Raw genomic sequence first — 20994 nt, forward strand, 5'->3', positions numbered from 1 at the left:
CTTTAGCCGCGGCCCAGCTCCTGGGCCGGCCCCTGGTCGGGCACGGTCTCGAGGTCGGCGAGCCAGACGCGTGCGGTCGCGTCGCTCGGCGCGCGATAATCGCCGCGCGGTGAAAGCGACCCTCCGGAGCCCACTTTGGGCCCGTTGGGCAGGCAACTGCGCTTGAATTGCTGCTCCGCGAAGAAGCGCCGCAAGAAAACCGCAAGCCACCGCTTGATGTCGGCGATGCGGTACTCGTGCCGCTTCTCCTCGGGCAGATCGGGCCATGCGCCTTTGCGCACGTCGTGCCATGCCGTCCACGCGAGAAACGCGACCTTCGATGGCCGGTAGCCGAACCGCAGGAGGTAATAGAGATTGAAATCCTGCAGCTCATAAGGACCGACCGTCGCCTCCGTCGACTGTATGGCGCCGCCCTCGTCAGCCGGGATCAGCTCGGGGCTGATCTCCGTTTCGAGCACATCGCGCAGCACGGCCGACGCGCGCTTGCCGAGCGATCCCTCGTCGGCGGCCCAGCGGATCAGGTATTGAATGAGCGTCTTGGGCACGCTCGAATTGACGCCGTAATGCGACATTTGATCGCCGACGCCATAAGTGCACCAGCCGAGCGCGAGTTCGCTGAGGTCGCCCGTGCCCACGACGAGGGCGCCATGCAGATTGGCCATGCGGAAAAGATGACTCGTGCGTTCCCCCGCCTGCACATTTTCGAACGTAACATCGTGCACCGGTTCGCCGCGTGCAAAGGGGTGGCCGATGTCCTGGAACATCTGCATGCAACTCGGGCGAATGTCGATTTCATAGCTGCGGCAGCCCAGCGAGCTCACAAGCCGGCGCGCCTGATCGAGGGTGCGCTGGCCTGTGCCGAACCCGGGCAGGATGCAGGCGACGATCGCCTCGCGCGGCAATTGCTGCATGTCGACGGCGCGCGCGCAGACGAGCAGTGCCTGCGTTGAATCGAGGCCGCCCGACACGCCGATCACGACCTTGCCGGTTTTCGCCGCCCGCATGCGCGTCACGAGCCCTTGCACCTGGATATCGTAGATTTCGCGGCAACGCTCGCCGCGTCGCGCCGGGTCGGCCGGCACGTAGGGGAAGCGCTCGTAGGTTCGCGCAAGCGGCAGCTCGATCGAGCGAGGGACGACCGCCGGAACGTCCACGGTGCGAAATCGAGAGCAGGCCTCGCGATGCGACTGCGCCGTGTCGCCGAAAGTCGTCTGCCGCATGCGCTCGTCGCTCAGCCGATCCAGATCAATATCTGCGCAAATCAATTGCGGCTCGTCGGCGAAGCGCCGCGTTTCGGCGAGCGCGTTGCCGTTTTCGTAGATCATGCCGTGCCCATCCCACGCGAGATCGGTCGTCGATTCGCCATATCCGGCCGCGCTGTAGGCGTAGGCCGCGAGGCATCGCGCGGATTGGCTGCTTGCCAGCAGCCGCCGGAAATCGGCCTTGCCGACGGTGACGTTCGAAGCGGACAGGTTGAGCAGCACGGTCGCGCCTGCAAGCGCGGCGAACGAGGAGGGCGGAACCGGCACCCATACGTCCTCGCAAATCTCGATGTGGAAAGTGAAGAGCGGCTGACCTTCGACGCGAAAAACGAGCGCATCGGAACAGGGGATCGCGTGCTGGCCCAGCAAATCGATCTGGCCGCGCCGCAGATAGGAGGCCGGCGAGAACTGCCGTGCCTCGTAGAATTCCCGGTAATTGGGCAAATAGCTTTTCGGCACGAGCCCGAAGAGACGGCCCCGATGGATGACGGCGGCACAGTTGAAGAGCATGCCGTCGATCGATAGCGGCAGGCCGACGACCGCGATCGTCGATACGGTCTTCGACGCCTCGAGTACGTCGTTCAACGCGGCGAGGCAGGCATCGAGCAGCGCGCGCTGCTGGAAAAGGTCGTCGCACGCGTAAGCGGACAGCCCCAGTTCGGGAAACAGCGCGAGCAGTGCGTGCCGCGAATCGGCCTCGCGCATCAACGAGATCGTTTCCCGCGCGTTGAAAGCCGGATCGGCCACCCGGACGCGCGGTACGCCGACGGCAATGCGGGCGAAGTCGTGACGGTAGAGGTTGAAAAAGGCCGGTGCGTCTGTCATGGCAAAGCGTTTCCTCGGTCCATCGGGACCCATATTAACCGCAGTCGATCACCACGTTTTCCCTACTGCATTCTCCACTGTTTTCGCCGATATCCGCATTTAAAGGACATTACAAAAAGAGGGCAAGATGGGCGAGTGCGAAAAAGCGGTGGAACGATCGATGCCGACGATAGGCTTAGGGGCAAGCGAGGTCAGCGAAATCCAGCCCGGTTTTCTCGAGGAACGGGAAACTCTCAAGCCGGAGCCGGTGATTCTGCTCGTCGATGACGAGCCGGCGATTCTCTCGTCGCTGCGGCGATTGCTGCGCGCGACGAAGTACAAGGTTCTGACGGCCGAGGGCGGCGCGGCCGCGCTGGAGACACTGGCTTCCAACGCAGTGGACCTGATCATCTCCGATATGCGGATGCCCTATATGAACGGGGCGGAGTTTCTTTCCCGAGCTCGCACGCTTTACCCCGATTCGATGCGAATTCTGTTGACCGGTTATTCGGAAATCGATTCAGCCGTGCGCGCCATCAACGAGGGCGGGGTCTATCGATATCTCACCAAGCCGTGGGACGACAACGATCTACTGCTGACTGTGAATCAGGCAATCGAGCAACAGAGCCTGCGCCGAGAGACGGCACGGCTTACGGAGCTGACGCGGAGTCAGAACGAGCAACTGCGCGCTTTCAATATCGGTCTCGAATCTCAAGTACGGTCTCGGACCGAGGAAATCAGACAAACGGTTCTCTTCCTCGAAGACGCGCAGCGCGAGCTCAAGCGCAACTTCACAGCGATGGTGCAGGTGTGCGCGAATATGATCGAGCTGCGCTGCGGGGCGCTCGGCGGCGAATCGTCGCGCGTCGGCGAGGTCGCGCGAAGCCTCGCGGTCGCGCTCGACCTGAGTGGCCTGCATGTGCAGGAGGTTTTCAGCGCGGGCCTCTTGCACGGCATCGGCAAGCTTTCGCTGCCCGACGATCTGCTCGAAAAATCGCTCGATCGAATGACGACGGATGAAACCCGGCTCTTCTATCAGCATCCGCAGCGAGCGCAGATGGTGCTCACGCCAGTCCACGAGCTGAACCACGTCGCGCAGATTATCCGCCATCAGTACGAGCGGTTCAACGGCCGAGGCACTCCCGACGGTCTGATCGGCGATCAAATCCCGCTGGGTTCGCGCATTCTCGCCGTGGCGCGCGATTTCCAGGCGCTGCTGAGCGGCAGCATCGTCAAGCGACCGGTCACGCGCCAGCAGGCTCTGCAGGCGATCGTCTCGCAGTCGGGCGTTCGATACGATCCGTTGGTCATCGATCGCTTCGTCGCGCTGTCGAAAGACCCGGCCGCGCTCGGACGAGGCGAAGTCGCGCAAATCAACGGTCAGCAGCTGAAGGAAGGCATGCGACTCGCCGATGATCTGCACAACAGTCGCGGCGTTTTGCTGATGACGAAGGGCAGTGTCGTCACCGCGCATCAGGTCGCGCAAATCCAGCGGTTCGAAGCGCTGGAGCCGACGCCTTTCGCCGTACTCGTTCACGCCGGAGCTCCGTCATGATGGCAGCGTCATCCTCGTCGCAGATTCTCGTTGCCCATTCCGTCCATGATGAAGCGCGGGCCGCGGTAAGGGAGATTCACGCCGTGCTCGGGCCTTGCGAGGCCGAACTCGTGTTGTTCTTCTGCTCGAGCCGGTTCGATCTCGACGCGTTGGCGGACGAGATGCGCACACTGTTTGGCTCAACGCGCGTTATCGGATGTACGACCGCCGGGGAGATCGGGCCGGCCGGCTATCGCGAGCGCAGCCTCGCGGCGGTGGCGTTGCCGTGCGCTTCGTTCGCGGCGGGGACGGCGCTGATCGAGAACTTGCACGACTTTTCGATCACGCGCGGGCAGGCGAGCACGCTCGACGCGTTGCATGATCTCGACAAACGGGCGATGCTCGAGCCCGGCGCCGATTCGGGCCGATTCGCGTTGCTATTGATCGACGGTTTATCGGTGCGCGAAGAGGCGGTCACGCGCACGTTGCAGAGCACGCTTGGCGATATTCCGCTCGTCGGCGGCTCCGCGGCCGACGATTTGCGCTTCGAGAACACTTCGATTTTTTACGACGGGCAATTTCGCAGCGACTGCGCGGTCCTCATCACCGCTTCCACTCCACTCCCGTTCAGAACGTTCAAAACGCAGCATTTCCGTTCCGGCGACGAGCGACTCGTCGTCACCGAGGCCGATGCCGAGCGGCGCACCGTGAGTGAGATCAACGGCCTGCCCGCGGCTCAGGAGTATGCGCGGCTCATCGGCGCGCGCGTCGAGGACCTGAGCCCAGGGCTCTTCGCGGCCTCGCCGGTCGTCGTGTTGATCGACGGGACCGATTACGTGCGCTCGATCCAGAAGCTGAACCGCGACGGCAGCCTCACGTTTTACTGCGCCATCGAGGAAGGGCTCGTGCTTCGCGTCGCGCGCGGCCTCGATCTCGTCGAAAACTTGCGCCTGACGTTCGCCGAGCTTCGGCATACCGTCGGCGAGCCGCAGCTGATACTGGCCTGGGACTGCATCCTGCGCCACCTCGAAATGGTGCAGAAGGGCACACGCGACAGGGCCGGCGAGCTGTTCAACGCCAATCGCGCAGTGGGCTTCAGCACGTACGGTGAGCAATATCAGGGGGTGCACGTGAACCAGACGCTGACCGGCATCGTCTTCGGCGGCGCGCCGGAGGTCGCTCGTGGCTGATGTCCGCTTGGCCGACGATGCGTCGCTCGACGCCACCGCTCTCAGAAAGGAGATCGTCAGGCTCAACAAAATGGTGCGCTCGCTGATGGATCGTGCCGAGCGCAGCACGATCGTCTGCGGCTCGGACTTCAGCTTGTTCCAGATGGCCGTCACGCTCGAAGACCAGGTCCGGCACCGGACGCGTGAGCTCGAGGCGGCGTTGCACGAAAACCGCAAAATCACCCATGCGCTGCAGCGCGCGCAGGAGTTGATGAAAGAGGAGATCGAAGAGCGCAGGCGCACGCAGGCGGAGCTCGAAAGCGAACGCGAGGCGCAGCGCCGATTGATCGACGAGCTCGCTCAGGCGCATGGTCAGCTGCTGCAATCGGAGAAGCTCGCCTCGATCGGTCAGCTTGCCGCGGGCGTCGCGCATGAGATCAACAACCCGATCGGATTCGTCGATTCGAATCTGAGAACTTTGAAGGCGTGGGTCAAGCAACTGCTCGACGTCATGTCCCTGGAAGAATCGATGCTGGCGGGCCTGGGGCCCGAGGCACGGACTCGTATCGACGCGGCGCGCAAGGATGCCGATCTCGACTACCTGCAGAGCGACATCAATACGCTGATCGACGAATCGATCGAAGGGACCTCGCGCGTGCGACGGATCGTGCAGGACTTGCGCGACTTTTCGCGGGCAGGCGGTGACGAGTGGAACATCGTCGATCTCCATTGCGGAATCGAGGCAACGCTGAACGTCCTTCGCAACGAGCTCAAGTACAAGGCCGATGTCGTCAAGGACTATGGCGAGCTTCCCCACGTCGAGTGCATGCCGTCGCAACTGAATCAAGTCGTCATGAACCTCCTGATGAACGCCGCGCAGGCGATTCCCGATCGAGGCACGATCACCATCCGGACGCGGCTCGACGGCGACCATGTCACGATCGGCGTCGACGATACGGGCGCCGGCATGACGGCGGACGTGCAGGCCAAAATCTTCGATCCGTTCTTCACGACAAAGCCGGTCGGCAAGGGGACGGGGCTCGGACTGTCCGTGTCGTACGGCATCATCGAAAAGCACGGAGGGAAAATCACCGTCGAAAGCGAGCCTGGCGTTGGCTCACGCTTCACGGTGCGGCTGCCGATTGCGAGGCCGGAGCGCAGAAACAAGCCGCAGGCAACCGAACACAGGAACCGATAGTGCATCTATTTCATTACGTCACGCTCGTCTGCTTGCTGCTGGCCAGCGTGGCGCTGATCGCGTACGCGGCCCGTACCCGGTCTCTGCGCGATCTTACGCAAACGCTCGAAGCGCAGGTGAAACGTCGAACGAGCGAACTCGAGGGCACGTTACGGAACTACGAGCGAACCACTGAGATGCTCGAGCTCGTGCGCGAAAAGATGGAGCTTGAAATCGAGGAGCGCAAGGAGACGCAGGCGCGTCTGGAACGTGAAAGGGAAGAACAGCGCAGACTGATTCATGAACTCGAGGAGGCGCATGTCCAGCTATTGCAGTCGGAAAAGCTCGCCTCGATCGGTCAGCTCGCCGCGGGTGTCGCGCATGAAATCAACAACCCGATCGGGTTCGTGAGCGCCAACCTCAACACCCTCAAGCCGTGGATTCGTGGGCTGCTCCAGGTCGCGGCGGCGCAAGAGGCCATCGTCGGCCAGCTCGATGCGACGACGCGCGCGGAATTACTGCAGGCATGGCAAGACGCCGATCTCGACTTCGTGCGCGAGGAAATCATGGCGCTCATCGACGAATCGATCGATGGCGCCCGGCGCGTGCACCGCATCGTGCAGGACTTGCGCGACTTCTCACGGCCAGGCAGTGAGGACTGGGCGCATGCCGATCTGCATGCGGGGCTCGAAAGCACGCTGAACGTCGTCAAGAACGAGCTCAAGTACAAGGCGACGATCGTGCGCGAATTCGGCGAGTTGCCTCACGTCGAATGCATTCCTTCGCAGATCAATCAGGTGTTCATGAACCTGCTCGTCAATGCGGCGCAGGCGATTCCTCAGCGCGGCACGATCACGATTCGGACCTACGCAGCGGACGACAACGTCTCGATCGAGATCGCCGACGACGGCGTGGGCATACCGACCGAGGTCGTCGGCAGGATCTTCGACCCGTTCTTTACGACAAAGCCCGTCGGGCAGGGCACGGGTCTCGGGCTTTCGGTATCGCTCAGCATCGTCAAGCGCCACGGCGGCCGCATCGAAGTGGCGACCGCCCCCGGACAGGGGGCGGTCTTCATCGTCAGACTGCCAGTGCGACGGGAGCCGGTCGAGCAGCCGGACGTGCTCGCCACGAGCAGTCCGGCCTGAGCGGGGGGATCCCGCCGGGAGGGATCACCGCGCGCGCCGAGTGCGCCGCACGTGGTCGAACAGCACGGCCAGCAATAGGATGCCGCCGCGGATCAGATATTGGTAGAACGTCGGCACGTTCATGAGGCTCATGGCGTCCTGCACGGATCCCATGATCAGCACGCCGACGAGCACGCCTGAAATGGTCGCGACGCCGCCCGTCAACGATACGCCTCCGAGCACACAGGCCGAGATGACGCCGAGCTCGAGGCCTACCGAGGTTTTCGGGTCGCCGAGGCTCATGCGCGAGGCCAGCATCACGCCGGCAAAGCCCGTCACGAGGCCTTGCAGAACGAACACGGCGATCTTGATTCGCGTCACGGGCAAGCCCGCGAGCAGCGCGGCTTCGCTATTGCCGCCGACGGCGAGCACGTTCTTGCCGAACACCGTCTTGCGCAGCACGAAACCGAACACGATGAAACCGACGATGTTGCTCCAGATCGGATACGAAATGCCGAGGAAGGAGCCGCCGCCGAGATCGAAGAAGCGCTCTTCGGAAATCATGACCGCATCGCCGTTCGACACGATATAGGCCAGGCCGCGCACGACCTCCATCATGGCGAGCGTGACGATCAGCGAGTTGATCTTGTAGCGGGCGACGAGCACCCCATTGACGAGACCCACGGCGCCGCCCGCGAGTACGCCGACGGTCACGCCGAAAAGCACACTGTGCGTCGCCGTGATCAACATGGAAGCGACGACGCCCGAAAACGCAACGATCGAGGCCACCGACAAATCGACCTCGCCTAGCGCGAGCACGAACATCATCGTGACCGCGATCGAGCCGATCAGCGTGACCGACAGCAGCAGGCCCTGTATGTTGCGGCTCGTGAGAAAGTCGGGCACGACGAGCGACAGCACGACGAAGAGGATCACGAAGACCATCACGATGCCGGACTTGTTCACGAGCCGCCAGAGCTTCGCGGCGTTGCTCGGGGCAGGGGCGGCATCGCGCGTCGCGCCATGCGAGGCTTGCGAGGTCTGCGCGGATGAAAGAGCTGGCTCGGCAGCGGGGCGTATGCTCGGAGGTTGTTGCATGATTTCTCTCAATCGTTGGCGCGCGGGCTTGGACTTCTCGTCAGCCGTGGCCGCGCGTCGGGTCGAAGCGTTATTGCGGCAAAGCGAGTTTGATCAATTGGTCGGGCGTGGCGTCGGCTTTTGGCAGATCGCCGACGATGCGGCCTTCCTTCATGACGATCACGCGATCGGCGACGCCGATGACTTCGGCGAGATCGCTCGAAACCATCAGGACGGTGCGGCCCGTTTCGGCAAGGCCGTAGAGCAGCTCGTAGATCTGTGCGCGCGCGCCCACGTCGATGCCGCGCGTCGGCTCGTCCATCACGAAGACGTCGATTTGCTCGGCGAGCCAGCGCGACAGAATCACTTTTTGCTGATTGCCGCCCGAAAGCGTGCCGATCGGCGTTTCGCCGTCGCGCGTCTTGATCGACAGCTTCTCGATGTAATCGTCGGTCAGTTCGCGTTCGCGCCGCTCGTTGAGCAGAAACCGCGCAATGCTGAAGTGACGCCGCGCACTGATGGTGAGGTTGTCGGCCACCGATGCGATGGCGACGATACCTTCCTGCTTGCGGTCTTCAGGGCAAAGCGCGATGCCCGCTCGAACGGCGTCGCGCGGCGTCGAGAAAACGACGGGCCGCCCGTTCAGCTCGACGTGCCCGCTCGTAGGACGCTGAGCGCCGCAAATCAGCTTCATCAGCTCGGTGCGGCCCGCGCCGACGAGTCCAAAGAAGCCGACGATCTCGCCGCGCCGCGCCGAGAACGAAGCGGGCTCGGAGAGCCCCGGCCCCATGAGCGCCTTCGCCTCGATACGCGTTTCTCCCGCCGCGCGCGGGCGATAGCCGTAGACATCGCGAATCGAGCGGCCGACCATGCAGCTGATCAGGCGGTCCCGCTCGAGGCCATCGACGGTCTCGAACGTCTCGATCGAGTGGCCGTCGCGGAATACCGTGACGCGGTCGCAGAGCTCATAGACTTCGTCCATGCGGTGCGTCACATAGATGATCGCGTGACCTTCCGCTCGCAGCCCGTTGATGATCTTGAAGAGCTGCGTCGTCTCGCGCGACGAGAGTGAGCTCGTCGGCTCGTCGAAGGCGATCACACGCGCGTCGCGCATGAGCGCCTTGCCGATCTCGATCATCTGCCGCTGTCCGATCGACAGCTCCTTGACCGGCGTATCGGGATCGATATGCTCGCCGAGCCGCGCGAGCGTATCGGCCGCGCGTGCTCTGAGCGAGCGTTCGTCGACGATCCCAAGCCGGCTCGGCAATGCCCCGAGCATCAGATTCTCGGCAACCGTCAGCTCGGGCACCAGGTGCAGCTCCTGGTAGATGATCGCGATCCCGGCGTCGATGGCGGCCTTCGTGCTCGAGAAGCGGCGCTCGACGCCGTCGAGGCGCAACGTTCCGGCTTGCGGAATGTTGACGCCCGACAGTACCTTGAGCAGCGTCGACTTGCCTGCGCCGTTCTCGCCCATGAGGCCGTGCACTTCACCGGCCCGCACGCTCAACGACACGCTATCGAGCGCGCGCACGCCGGGGAAGCTGACCGTGATCCCGTCGAGCTCGAGGTACGCCGGGCGCACGGACTGCGTCGATGCGCCGCCCGGCGCGGCGGCTTCGATCATGTCGTTCGCGTTTTGCATGCGTTTAAATCCCGAGGTCCTTGCGGACTTGTTGCCAGTTCTCGCGCGTCATCAGCACGCCCGTCGTCTGCGTATCGGCAGGCGGCTGCTTGCCCGCCTTGATCCAGTCGACGAGGTTTTGCGTGCTTTGCTTACCGTGATTCGTCGAGCTCACGGCGATCGTGCCGTAAAAGCCCGTCGGCTCCTTCTTCTGGAACTCGGCAAACGCTTCGCCCGCCCCGTTGATGCCGACGCCGATCACGTCGCTCGAAGGAATATGAAGCTGCTCCGTCGCGCGCACGCCGCCCAGGACCGTCTCTTCGTTGAGCGCGTAGATGACCCACTTCTTGATGTTCGGGTGCTTCGACAGCACCGGCGAAGCCGCGTTGAAACCGCCTTCGTCGTCGGTCGTCTTTTGCGGCGCATCGAAGATGTTCTCTTTCTTGAAGCCGTTGGCGAGCAGCGTCTGCGTGGCGCCGTCCGTGCGCAGCTTCGCCGTCGGCAGCTCGTAGTCGCTGATGCGAATGGCGCCCACTTCCTCAGGCTTCCAGCCGCGGCGCTTCATCTCCTCGGAGATGGCCTGGCCGACTTGATTGCCGATCTTGAAAGCCGACATGCCGAGGTGCGGGACGTCCGCGAGCGGCTTGCCCGACGTGTCGACGAGCTGATCGTCGACGGTCACGAACTTCATGCCGTAGCGCTTGGCGCGAGCGGCGATCGCCGGTCCGAGGCGTACGTCGGGCGCGCAGATGACGAAGCCTTTCGCGCCTTGCGCGCCGAGGTTGTCGATCGCGGCCAGCACCTTCTCGCCGTCGGGCGTGCCGATCTTGACGACGCTGAAGCCTTCCTGCTTGCCGAGCGCCGTGGCGGCGTTCTGCTCGTTGATGAACCATGCCTGCTCGGGCATCTTCACGAGAAAGCCGATTTTGAGCGGCTCGTCGGCTTGAACAGTCGAATGCAGGGCGAACGGCGCGGCGAAGGTCATCGCCAACGCGGCGCGCAACGTGAAGCGGCGAAGCTTGCTGGTCATACTTCAGTCTCCTTGGAGTGGCCCCGACGGGCCGGTTTTTGCATGAGGCCGGTGCAAGTCACTGAGTGCTTGCTCCGGCCTGCGCGTGGTAAAAAAACGGCGCAGCATGAGCCGAGGAGCCGGACGCTGGCGCGCTCGCTCCGATGCTTTTGCTGCGGTAATTCGGGAATCAGTCCACGAACGCCTCGATCTCGCGGCGTGCGCCGAGCAGGAATGCATCGGCGACATGGCGCAGCGGACGGACATCGACATCCTCTTCGCCGCGCTCGATCAGCTCGCGCCAATGCGCATAAAGCGACGGGTACTCGCATTCCGGACCGACATCGACGAGCTCGCCGGCAATCGAGAGGCGTTTGCCGCCCTGTTCGATGAGCAGCGTGCCGTCGCTCGTTTGCACTTCGATTTCCCATTGCTCGCGCGGGCCGTGCCGCCAGTCGAATTCGGCGCGCACGGCGGCACCGTTCAGATCGACGAAGCCCAGGTTGGCGGCGATCGGGGTATGCGTATTCGATGGGACGAGCAGCGTTGCCGTCTGCAGGACGATTTCATGCGGCAGGATGCGCGTGACGATCGACAGTGCATTGATGCCCGGGTCGAAGACGCCGAGCCCGCCCGGTTCCCAGATCCATTTCTGTCCCGGGTGCCACTTGCGCACGTCTTCTTTCCAGCGAACGTCGACCGAGCGCACCGCGCGCTGCGCGAGCCATTCGCGTGCCGCCTCGACGGCCGGCGCATGGCGCGAATGCCAGCTCGCAAATAGCGTGAGGCCGGCGTTGCGCGCCATCTCGCGCAGCACTTCGATTTCGTGCAGGCTCGCGCCGGGCGGCTTTTCGAGCATCACGTGCTTGCCGGCCGCGAGCGCCGCGCGCGCCTGCGCGAAGCGAACCTGCGGCGGAGCGGATAGTGAAACGGCATCGAGATCGCGCTCGGCGGCGAGCAGCGCCTCGATGGTCGGATAGTTGCGCACGCCTTGAACTTCCGCATGGCGACTGGCGCACGCGGTCAATTCGAGGCCCGGGTCCGCGGCGATGGCGGGCAAGTGCTGATCGCGCGCGATCTTGCCGATGCCGACGAGTCCTACCGTCAGTTTCTTCGTCATGTTCACTCCGAGACTTACAGGCCCCAGCGCAACGCGAGCGGATTGGCTTCGCGCGCGAGCTCGAGCAGCTCACTGCGCGTGGCGCCGGTGAGCGGCTCGAGCGGATGACGGACCATGTCGCTCTTGATCACGCCGCCTTCCTTCATCACGGTCTTCGTTGCACGCAGCCCGCACTGGCGGTTTTCATAGTTGATGAGCGGCAGAATCCGCGCGTAGCCCGCGCGCGCTTCATCGCGCCGTCCCGCGCGGAACGCATCGAAGACGGGGCGGATCAGGTCGGGCAGCAATGCGCTCGACATCGTGCCGGTCGCACCCGCGTCGAGATCGGGCATCAGCGTGATCGCTTCCTCGCCGTCGAACGGACCCTCTATCACATCGCCACCCGCCGCAATCAGCGCGCGGAGCTTGGCCGCGGCCTGCGGCACTTCGATCTTGAAGTAGCGCACGAGCGGAATCTCGCGCGCGAGGCGAGCGAGAAACGAAACGCTCAACGGCACGCCCGAAAGCGGCGCGTCCTGGATCATGATGGGCACGCCCGCGGCGTCGGCGACACGCTTGAAATGATCGAACATCGATGCTTCGTCGGCGCGCAGCGTCGCGCCATGATAGGGCGGCATCAACATGATGATGCTCGCGCCCGCCGCGACGGCGAGCTTCGCGCGCGCACTCGCGATGTCCGTGCTGAAGTGACTGCATGTGACCATGACGGGGACGCGGCCCGCCGTGTGCCCGAGGCACAGGTCCACGAGCGTATCGCGCTCGGCATCGGTCAACAGGAACTGCTCGGAGTAGTTCGCGAGTATGCAGATACCGTCTACTTGCTGATCGACCATGCAGTCGATCACGCGCCGTTGTCCGTCGAGATCCAGCTCGCCCGTTTCGGTGAACGGCGTGGGCGCAACCGGAAAGAGCCCTGAGAACGGGCGGGAAACATTGACCACTGTACGACTCCTCGTTAAATCCGTTTGATGATCATCGAATCAGGTCTTAAGGGGCGGCTCGTTCAGCCCGAGCGGGATCGCGCGCTCGTGCGGTCCGTCGCCGGCGAGGCTCGCTTCGCGTGCGGGCTTCGCCCGCCCCCCGAGCCCCGTGCCGTTCGATTTGCGACGCGCCGCCTGCTGCTCGATCACGCGTTGCAGCAGGCAGAAGATACACAAGAGCGCGCCGATGACGATGCGCGTCCACCAGGAGCTCAGCGTGCCGTCGAACGTGATCAGCGTCTGGATCGTGCCGAGCACGCCGACACCGAACACCGAGCCGATGATGTAGCCGATGCCGCCCGTGAGCAGCGTGCCGCCGATGACGGATGCCGCGATCGCATCGAGCTCCATGCCTTGGCCTTGCAGCCCATAACCCGACAACACGTAGAGCGTAAATACGAGGCCGCCGAGCGAAGAACACAACCCGCCGAGCGCATAGACGCCGATCTTCGTGCGCGCGACCGGCAGACCCATCAGCAGCGCCGAGCGTTCGTTGCCGCCGATCGCATAGACATTACGTCCGAAACGTGTGAAATGTGCGAGAAAGATGGCAGCAGCGAGCGTAACGAGCGCAATGAGCGCGCCCGCGTTGAGCTCGCCGCTGCCTAGAGGCACATGAAAACCGGACACTGCGTGAAACGACGCTTCGTGAATCTCGATCGACTGCGTGGTGATCAGAAAGCAGGCACCACGCGCGAGGAACATCCCGGCCAGCGTCACGATGAAAGGTTGCAGGCGGAAGAAATGGATGATCGCGCCCATCGCCGCGCCGTATGCGGCGCCGATCGCAAGCACGAGCGGGGCGATGATCCAGATCGGCCAATGCAGGCGCTCGGCACAGATCGCGCAGACGATCGTCGTGAATGCGACGACGGCGCCGACCGACAGGTCGATGCCGCCGGAAATGATGACAAACGTCGTTCCGATCGCGACGATGAGCAGAAACGCGTTGTCTTCGAGCAGGCCGAGCAGGACCCGCAGCGATCCAAAACCCGTGTACATCGCGGAGCCGAAGCCGAACAGCGCCGCGAAGAGGATGATCGTGACCGCGATCGGCAGGACGCGCGGATCGACGAAGCGTAGGAAGAATGCTTTCATTTCACGGCCTCGCCGACCGAGTCGACCGATTTGACGCGTCCCGCCGCAATGCCGCGCCGGATCAGATGCAAGAACAGGTCTCGCGCCGCCGCGGACTGGATGACAGTGACGACGAGCACCACGACGGCTTTGACGACGAGCGTCGCCTCGGGCGGCACGCCGATCGAATAGGTCGTGTAAGTGAGCGTCTGGATAATGAGTGCGCCGAGGACCGTGCCGCCGAGTGAGAAGCGTCCGCCCGCAAGCGACGTGCCGCCGAGCGTGACCGCGAGGATGGCGTCGAGCTCGAGCAGCAGGCCGGCGTTGTTGCCATCCGCGCTGCGCACGTTCGAACTGATCAACACGCCAGCCAGCGCGGCGCAAACGCCGCAAAAGACATAGACACCAAAGACGACGGCCGCGGAACGGAGCCCGACCAGGCGCGTGGCGACGGGGTTGATGCCGATCGAGCGGATGAAAAGGCCGAGCGCGGTCCCGTTGACGAGCAAGGCGGTGAGCGCGGTTGCCGCGATTGCGATCCACACGGAGCAGGGCACCGTGGCGAGGTAGCCGTCGCCGAGCCTCAGATACCAGGTACCTGAGATCGGGATGATTTGCCCATCGGTCAAGAGCTGCGCGACACCGCGTCCGGCCACCATGAGAATCAGCGTCGCGATGATGGGTTGCATCCCGACGAATGCGACGAGCAGTCCGTTCCAGGCTCCGGCGAGGAGGCCTACGGCGAGACAGGCGGCGAGCGCGGTCGGCACGCGCGCCGGATCGTCGGCGAGCAACATCGCCGCCGACGCGCCGGCAATCGCGACGACCGTGCCGACCGAGATGTCGACGCCGCGCGTCGCGATGACGAGTGTCATGCCGAGCGAAACGATGATGAGCGGCGACGCATGAATCAGGATGTCGATGGGCGCGCCGAACAGATGGCCGTTCATCACGGTCACTTTCAGAAAATCGGAGCGGTGTGCGACATCGAGCGCCAACAGCAGCACGAGCGTGAGCGCGGGCCAGAACAACGCATGGCGCGTCACGGCTCGCACGAAACGAAACGGATCCCCGGTGCCTTCCGTCATGGGGCGTTGCCTCCGGCTATCAGTCGATACACCTGGTCTTCGTCGAGCCCATCGTCGTCGAGCTCGGCGATCTTGCGGCGGTCGCGCAACACCGCGACTCGATGGCTGATTCGCAGCACTTCACTCAACTCGGATGAGATCAGCAGAATGCCCAGGCCTTTTGCGCAAAGCGCCAGCACGCGGTCCATGATCTCGAACTTCGCGGCGACGTCGATACCGCGCGTGGGCTCGTCCAGAATCAACATGCGCGGCTCCGTTGCGAGCCAGCGCGCGAGCAGCGCCTTTTGCTGATTGCCGCCCGAAAGCAGCTCGATCGGTTGCTCCGCGTCGCGCGCCTTGATGCCCAGCGAGGCGATGTACTCGTCCGCGATGCGCTTCTCGCGCTTGCGGCCGAGCGGTCGCCACCAGCCGCGCCGCGCTTGCAGCGCAAGAACGATGTTCTCGCGCAGCGAGAGCGATGCGATGATGCCTTCTTTCTTGCGATCTTCCGCGCAGTAGCCGATGCCTTGGCGCACGGCATGGCGAGGGGAGCCCATTTTCACGGTCTTGCCGTCGACGCTGACTGTCCCCGTATCGGCGCGCTCGGCGCCGAAGAGCAGTTGTGCCGTTTCGGTGCGACCCGATCCGAGCAAGCCCGCGAGGCCGACGATGCGTCCCGGCTCGATCGAAAGATCGACGGGATGCAGCACGCCGCGCCGGCCGACGCCGCGCATCCGGAAGCCCGCCGCGGTCTGGCCGGCGGACGTCGGTGCCTTGGCCTGCCGCGCCGCGGCATTCGCCTGGCGTTCGGCCACGCGTGCGTCTCCGACCATCTTTTCGACGAGCACCGCGACCGGCAGATCCTTCGCCAAATATTCCCCTTCGCGTTCGCCGTTGCGCATGACGGTGATGCGATCGGAGATCGCGTACGTTTGCTCGAGAAAATGCGTGACGAACAGAATCGCGATGCCGTTGCGCTTCAGTCGCCTGAGCACTTCGAAGAGTCGCGCGACTTCGTTGTCGTCGAGGCTCGAGGTCGGCTCGTCGAGAATCAGCACGCGTGCGTCGACCGATACGGCGCGCGCGATGGCCACCATTTGCTGTACGGCGATCGGATACGTATCGAGCGACTTCGTCACGTCGAGCGACACGTCGAGCTCCGCGAGCGCCGCTTCGGCGCCGATACGGATGGCCTTCCAATCGATCGCGCCGCCGCGCGTCGGCTGGCGACCCGCGAAGATGTTCTCCGCCACCGAGAGATTGGGGCAGAGGTTGACTTCCTGGTAGAGCGTGCGGATCCCGGCCGCTTCGGCTTCGAGTGGAGCAGCGAAGCCGACCGGTTTTCCGTCGATTCGGATCTCGCCGGCGTCGTGCGAATGAACGCCGGTCAGGACGTTGATCAAAGTCGACTTGCCCGCGCCGTTCTGCCCCATCAGCGTGTGCACTTCGCCGGGGAAGAGGCGGAAGTCGACGTTGCGAAGCGCCTGCACGCCGGGAAACGACTTCGTCAGGCCGACGGTCTCGAGTACGGGGGCAACCGTCGTCGGAGCGCTCATCAAGGCGTAGTTCTCGGTCGATTCGTCGGCGTGCATGGGTCGCGTTCGCTCGTTGCGGGTTTAGTACTTGCGCGTGGGCAGCACCTGCGCCGCGACGTTCATCGGGAACACCGTCTCGTTCGTCACGATGCGATGCGGCACTTGCTCACCGGCGACGATCTTCTTGACCGTGTCCATCAATTGCGGCCCGAGCAGCGGGCTGCACTCGACGTCGACGTTGATCTTGCCCGCGGCGGCAGCCTGCAAGCCGCCCTTCGTCGCATCGAACGACACGACGGTCACGTCCTTGCCCGGCTTCATGCCGGCTTCTTCCATCGCCTGGATTGCGCCGAGCGCCATATCGTCGTTATGCGCATAGACGACGTTGATCTGCTTGCCGTACGTCTTGGCGAACGCTTCCATCACTTGCTTGCCGCCGGCGAGGGTGAAGTCGCCGCTTTGCGAAGCGATGACCTTGAACTTCGGATCGTTCTTGATGATCTCCATCAGCCCGGCATGGCGGTCGTTCGCGGGGGCCGATCCGACGGTGCCTTGCAATTCCACGATATTGATCGGGCCCTTATCGTCCTTGTAGTGCTCCTCGAGCCAGCGTCCGCCGCGACGACCTTCCTCGAGGAAGTCCGAGCCGATCATCGTGACATAGAGCGAGGGGTCCTTCGCGTCGATCATCCGGTCCGTCAGCACGACGGGAATGTGCGCGCGCTTGGCTTCCTCGAGCACCGGCTCCCAGCCCGACTCCACGACGGGCGAGAACGCGATCACATCGACTTTCTGCGCGATGTACGAACGGATCGCCTTGATCTGGTTTTCCTGCTTTTGCTGCGCATCCGAGAACTTGAGCGTGATGCCCGCGTCCTTGGCCGCCGATTTGACGGAGACCGTGTTGGCCGTGCGCCACGCGCTTTCGGCGCCTACCTGAGCAAAACCGAGGACGATCTTCTTGTCCTCGGCGTGGCCGGCGGCGGCTGCCCCGACGAGGGTGACTGCGAGCAATGCTTGAAGCGCCTGGCGTAGGGTGCGTCTCATTTCAAGTCTCCGATAGCTCTGTTGGTTTGTCGTTGTTGCTACTGCTTGCTCTTGCTGCCCGACCCGAGCGCGTCCCACGAGAACGAACTCGGAAATAGCCAAACTATAGGCACACGCGACCCCGGCGGCGATTAGCGTTTTCCCCAGATCACGTGAGCAAATAGTAATGCTATTTCTCGGGGGTCGAAGCGCTGGAAATCCGCATGGAGCTGGCATTTTCCGTGCCGGTCAGACCCTGACTGCTGCTTCAGTGTTACGAAAAGTTTGCTTTTCTCAAATAGTGGTCAAGAGACGCTAGTCGATATATAGTAATACTACTTTAGGTCATCACCTGACGCCAACATGACTGACAAACCCCGCAAGCTGCGCTCCGCCGAATGGTTCGGCAGAGCCGACAAGAATGGCTTCATGTACCGAAGCTGGATGAAGAACCAGGGCATCCCCGATCACGAGTTCCAGGGCAAGCCGATCATCGGCATCTGCAACACCTGGTCCGAGCTCACCCCCTGCAATTCGCATTTCCGCAAGCTCGCCGAGCACGTCAAGCGCGGCGTCTTCGAAGCGGGCGGCTTCCCCGTGGAGTTTCCGGTGTTCTCCAACGGCGAATCGAACTTGCGCCCGACGGCGATGTTCACGCGCAATCTCGCGAGCATGGACGTCGAGGAAGCGATCCGCGGCAATCCGATCGACGCGGTCGTGTTGCTTGCGGGATGCGACAAGACCACGCCCGCGCTGCTGATGGGCGCGGCGAGCTGCGACGTGCCGGCCATCGTCGTCAGCGGCGGTCCGATGCTCAACGGCAAGCACGAGGGCCGCGACATCGGCTCGGGCACGATCGTCTGGCAACTGCACGAGCAGGTGAAGGCCGGCAAGATCACGTTGCACGAGTTCATGTCGGCCGAAGCCGGCATGTCGCGCTCGGTCGGCACCTGCAACACGATGGGGACCGCATCGACGATGGCTAGCATGGCCGAGGCGCTCGGCGTCACGCTGCCGCACAACGCGGCGATTCCCGCCGTCGACTCGCGCCGCTACGTGCTCGCGCATCTGTCGGGCATGCGTATCGTCGAAATGGCGCTCGAAGACCTGCGTCTTTCGAAGCTGCTGACGCGCGAGGCATTCGAGAACGCGATTCGCGTCAATGCCGCAATCGGGGGCTCGACGAACGCGGCCATCCACCTGAAGGCGATCGCGGGCCGCATCGGCGTGCCGCTCGAGCTCGACGACTGGACGCGCATCGGCCGCGGCACCCCGACGATCGTCGATCTGCAGCCGTCGGGCCGTTTTCTCATGGAAGAGTTCTATTACGCGGGCGGCTTGCCCGCCGTCGTGCGCCGCCTCGGCGAACAAGGCCTGGTGCCGTATCCCGACGCGTTGACGGCGAACGGGCGCTCGCTGTGGGACAACTGCAAAGAGGCACCGATCTACAACGACGAGGTGATCCGGCCGCTCGACAAGCCGCTCGTCGCCGACGGCGGGCTTTGCGTGCTGCGCGGCAATCTCGCGCCGCGCGGCGCGGTGCTTAAGCCTTCGGCGGCGACGCAGTCGCTCTTGCAACATCGCGGCCGCGCCGTCGTGTTCGAGAACTTCGACGACTACAAAGCGCGCATCGCGGATCCCGATCTGGACGTGACGGCCGACTCGATCCTCGTCATGAAGAACTGCGGGCCGAAGGGTTACCCGGGCATGGCGGAAGTGGGCAACATGGGGTTGCCGCCGAAGCTGCTCGCGCAGGGCGTCACCGATATGGTGCGGCTCTCCGATGCGCGGATGAGCGGCACGGCGTACGGCACCGTCGTGCTTCACGTCGCGCCGGAGGCCCGCGCGGGCGGCCCGCTCGCCGTGGTCCGCAACGGCGACTGGATCGAGCTCGATTGCGAGAACGGGCGGCTGCATCTCGAGATCGACGATCGGGAACTGGAAGCGCGTCTTGCCGAGTGGAGGGAAGGGCAGCGCCCGTTGGCGGCCGATGCGAGCGGCTACCGCAACCTCTATGTCGACCATGTCCTGCAAGCCGACGAGGGATGCGACTTCGACTTCCTGGTCGGCTGCCGCGGCGCCGAAGTGCCGCCGCATTCACACTAGAAGAAACAGGCCCTAGGCCGACTCAACGAGCGCTGCGCGTGGCGACTTCGAGAATCGTCTCGGCGTCGGCGCGCGCGTTCTCGAGTTGCACAAGGCTCGCCTGGCGAGCGCCGAGCGGATCGTGGTTCTCGATGGCCGTGAGAATGGCCTTGTGCCGCGGCAGCGAGAGCGCGTGCGTATCGGGGTGGCGGCTCGTCAGCTTGATCGACTCCGAGAGCGCCAGCGACATCATATTGCCGATGAAGGCGAGCATGTCGTTGTGCGTGGCGGCCATGATCGCCCGGTGAAACTCCAGGTCCGGCTCCAGCAATTCGGACGCCGTTTCCGCCCGTTCCATCCTATCGAAGGCGCTGCGCAGGCGCGCCAAATCCTCTTCCGTGCTTTCGGTCGCGGCAAGCGCGGCCGCCGCCGGCTCGATAATGCGCCGCACGGTCAGCAGCGAGCGGAAGAAATCCCCTTCGGGCGTGCTGCTGATCGTCCAGAAGAGCACATCGGGATCGAGCATGTGCCATTCTTCACGCGGCTTCACGACGCTGCCGACACGCGGCTTCGACGTGACGAGTCCTTTCGCGACGAGCACGCGCGTGGCCTCCCGCAAAACCGGCCGGCTCACGCCATACGATTCGCAGAGACCGGGCTCAGGGGGCAGGCGCTCTCCCGGCGCGAATTTGCCGCTGACGATCTCGATACCGAGTTCCTGCACGATTCGCGCGTGCATGCTCTTGCGATTCTTGAGATGCCGATAGTCCATAGTATTGAGAGTGCGGTTCGCTCGTCCGCTTGATGCGAACCTTGCGGCGCGCTGACGCCGGCGAGGTGTTCGCAGCATAGCACAGGGGTCCGGCACCGAGAGCGGCGCCAAAACCCGCAGTAGTGCATTCGGCGCTTCTCGAATAGCGATTTCAGGGTTTCACCTAGGCCCGTTTTTATTTCGTGCCGACAAAAAATGACCAAAGAATCCGCTCCGACGAAGGAATAAACGGCGGCGTTGCTCCGTTAAGTCGTGAGGAGACCATTGCGAAGTAGCGTTCAACCCTTGAAGCATCGATCTTCCTTCGACCTTGAACCTTCAACCGCCGGCCGATTACGCGCGCGAATCGCAATCGTTGGTCGGCAAGGAGATGCAAATGAAGTCGCACCGAATACTATCCGCCGTTTTTGTCGCGCTGATGTTGGCCGTGTCGACGTTGTCCGCAACGGGATGCTCGTCGACGGACGGCAATCCGCCGCAACAAGGCAACAACGGCGGCTCGAACAGCAGCGGCGGTTATTGAAATCACTCGCCATTGCGGGCAACGACGGA

At 63.7% G+C, this 20994-nt stretch carries 16 protein-coding genes and 1 pseudogene; 6 read left to right on the forward strand and 11 right to left on the reverse strand.

What is annotated here, in order from left to right; genetic code table 11:
• Positions 1–2: 2 nt before the first annotated feature.
• Positions 3–2087: an NAD(+) synthase gene (locus AB4Y31_RS26200; RefSeq protein WP_368676532.1), complete on the reverse strand. Its 2085-nt coding sequence runs from the start codon at positions 2085–2087 to the stop codon at positions 3–5.
• A 160-nt stretch (positions 2088–2247) separates the two neighbouring features.
• Between AB4Y31_RS26200 and AB4Y31_RS26205 the strand changes: the two genes are divergently transcribed.
• From AB4Y31_RS26205 to AB4Y31_RS26220, 4 genes and pseudogenes are all read left to right on the forward strand, one after another.
• Entirely contained in the window at positions 2248–3621 is a 1374-nt protein-coding gene (locus AB4Y31_RS26205) for an HD domain-containing phosphohydrolase (protein ID WP_368676533.1), read from the forward strand.
• A complete protein-coding gene (gene nosP / locus AB4Y31_RS26210; protein WP_368676604.1) occupies positions 3621–4790 on the forward strand; it encodes a nitric oxide-sensing protein NosP in 1170 nt (389 codons plus the stop codon). The genes AB4Y31_RS26205 and nosP overlap by 1 nt, the downstream gene beginning before the upstream one ends.
• Positions 4791–4875: 85 nt before the next feature.
• Positions 4876–5967 carry a histidine kinase gene (locus AB4Y31_RS26215; RefSeq protein ID WP_368676605.1) on the forward strand — a complete coding sequence of 364 codons (1092 nt, stop codon included), beginning with the start codon at positions 4876–4878 and terminating at the stop codon, positions 5965–5967.
• Between the two features lie 32 nt (positions 5968–5999).
• Positions 6000–7094: pseudogene (locus AB4Y31_RS26220) on the forward strand (histidine kinase); the annotation flags it as partial.
• Positions 7095–7118: 24 nt separating this feature from the next.
• Here AB4Y31_RS26220 and araH read toward each other — a convergent pair.
• From araH to AB4Y31_RS26265, 9 genes are all read right to left on the reverse strand, one after another.
• Positions 7119–8171, reverse strand: a complete 1053-nt coding sequence (araH, locus tag AB4Y31_RS26225) for an L-arabinose ABC transporter permease AraH (RefSeq protein WP_368676534.1) — start codon at positions 8169–8171, stop codon at positions 7119–7121.
• Positions 8172–8241: 70 nt separating this feature from the next.
• The gene (araG, locus tag AB4Y31_RS26230) at positions 8242–9774 is read right to left on the reverse strand and encodes an L-arabinose ABC transporter ATP-binding protein AraG (protein ID WP_368676606.1); all 1533 of its coding nucleotides are present in this window, start codon (positions 9772–9774) and stop codon (positions 8242–8244) included.
• A gap of 22 nt (positions 9775–9796) precedes the next feature.
• A complete protein-coding gene (locus AB4Y31_RS26235; protein ID WP_368676535.1) occupies positions 9797–10801 on the reverse strand; it encodes an arabinose ABC transporter substrate-binding protein in 1005 nt (334 codons plus the stop codon).
• A 169-nt stretch (positions 10802–10970) separates the two neighbouring features.
• Complete coding sequence (locus AB4Y31_RS26240; RefSeq protein ID WP_368676536.1) at positions 10971–11900, reverse strand: Gfo/Idh/MocA family protein; 930 nt, start codon at positions 11898–11900, stop codon at positions 10971–10973.
• 14 nt (positions 11901–11914) lie between these two features.
• Entirely contained in the window at positions 11915–12841 is a 927-nt protein-coding gene (locus tag AB4Y31_RS26245) for a dihydrodipicolinate synthase family protein (RefSeq protein WP_368676537.1), read from the reverse strand.
• Positions 12842–12880: 39 nt separating this feature from the next.
• Positions 12881–13978, reverse strand: coding sequence for a galactofuranose ABC transporter, permease protein YjfF (yjfF, locus tag AB4Y31_RS26250; protein ID WP_368676538.1), 1098 nt, complete (start codon positions 13976–13978; stop codon positions 12881–12883).
• Positions 13975–15045 (reverse strand): ABC transporter permease, encoded by a 1071-nt coding sequence (locus AB4Y31_RS26255; protein WP_368676539.1) that lies wholly within the window; start codon positions 15043–15045, stop codon positions 13975–13977. The genes yjfF and AB4Y31_RS26255 overlap by 4 nt, the downstream gene beginning before the upstream one ends.
• Positions 15042–16580, reverse strand: coding sequence for a sugar ABC transporter ATP-binding protein (locus tag AB4Y31_RS26260; protein WP_368676607.1), 1539 nt, complete (start codon positions 16578–16580; stop codon positions 15042–15044). The genes AB4Y31_RS26255 and AB4Y31_RS26260 overlap by 4 nt, the downstream gene beginning before the upstream one ends.
• Positions 16581–16640: 60 nt before the next feature.
• Positions 16641–17606: an ABC transporter substrate-binding protein gene (locus AB4Y31_RS26265; protein ID WP_018439548.1), complete on the reverse strand. Its 966-nt coding sequence runs from the start codon at positions 17604–17606 to the stop codon at positions 16641–16643.
• Positions 17607–17948: 342 nt separating this feature from the next.
• On the opposite strand from AB4Y31_RS26265, the gene AB4Y31_RS26270 reads away from it, so the two are divergent.
• Positions 17949–19691, forward strand: coding sequence for an IlvD/Edd family dehydratase (locus AB4Y31_RS26270; protein ID WP_368676540.1), 1743 nt, complete (start codon positions 17949–17951; stop codon positions 19689–19691).
• A 22-nt stretch (positions 19692–19713) separates the two neighbouring features.
• On the opposite strand, the gene AB4Y31_RS26275 is transcribed toward AB4Y31_RS26270, so the two are convergent.
• A complete protein-coding gene (locus tag AB4Y31_RS26275; RefSeq protein ID WP_018439550.1) occupies positions 19714–20442 on the reverse strand; it encodes a FadR/GntR family transcriptional regulator in 729 nt (242 codons plus the stop codon).
• Between the two features lie 376 nt (positions 20443–20818).
• Here AB4Y31_RS26275 and AB4Y31_RS26280 point away from each other — a divergent pair, with 376 nt between their 5' ends.
• Positions 20819–20965 carry a hypothetical protein gene (locus AB4Y31_RS26280; protein WP_189595297.1) on the forward strand — a complete coding sequence of 49 codons (147 nt, stop codon included), beginning with the start codon at positions 20819–20821 and terminating at the stop codon, positions 20963–20965.
• The last annotated feature ends 29 nt before the right edge of the window (positions 20966–20994 follow it).

It is taken from the genome of Trinickia sp. EG282A (genome assembly GCF_040965455.1).
Taxonomy (GTDB): domain Bacteria; phylum Pseudomonadota; class Gammaproteobacteria; order Burkholderiales; family Burkholderiaceae; genus Trinickia; species Trinickia symbiotica.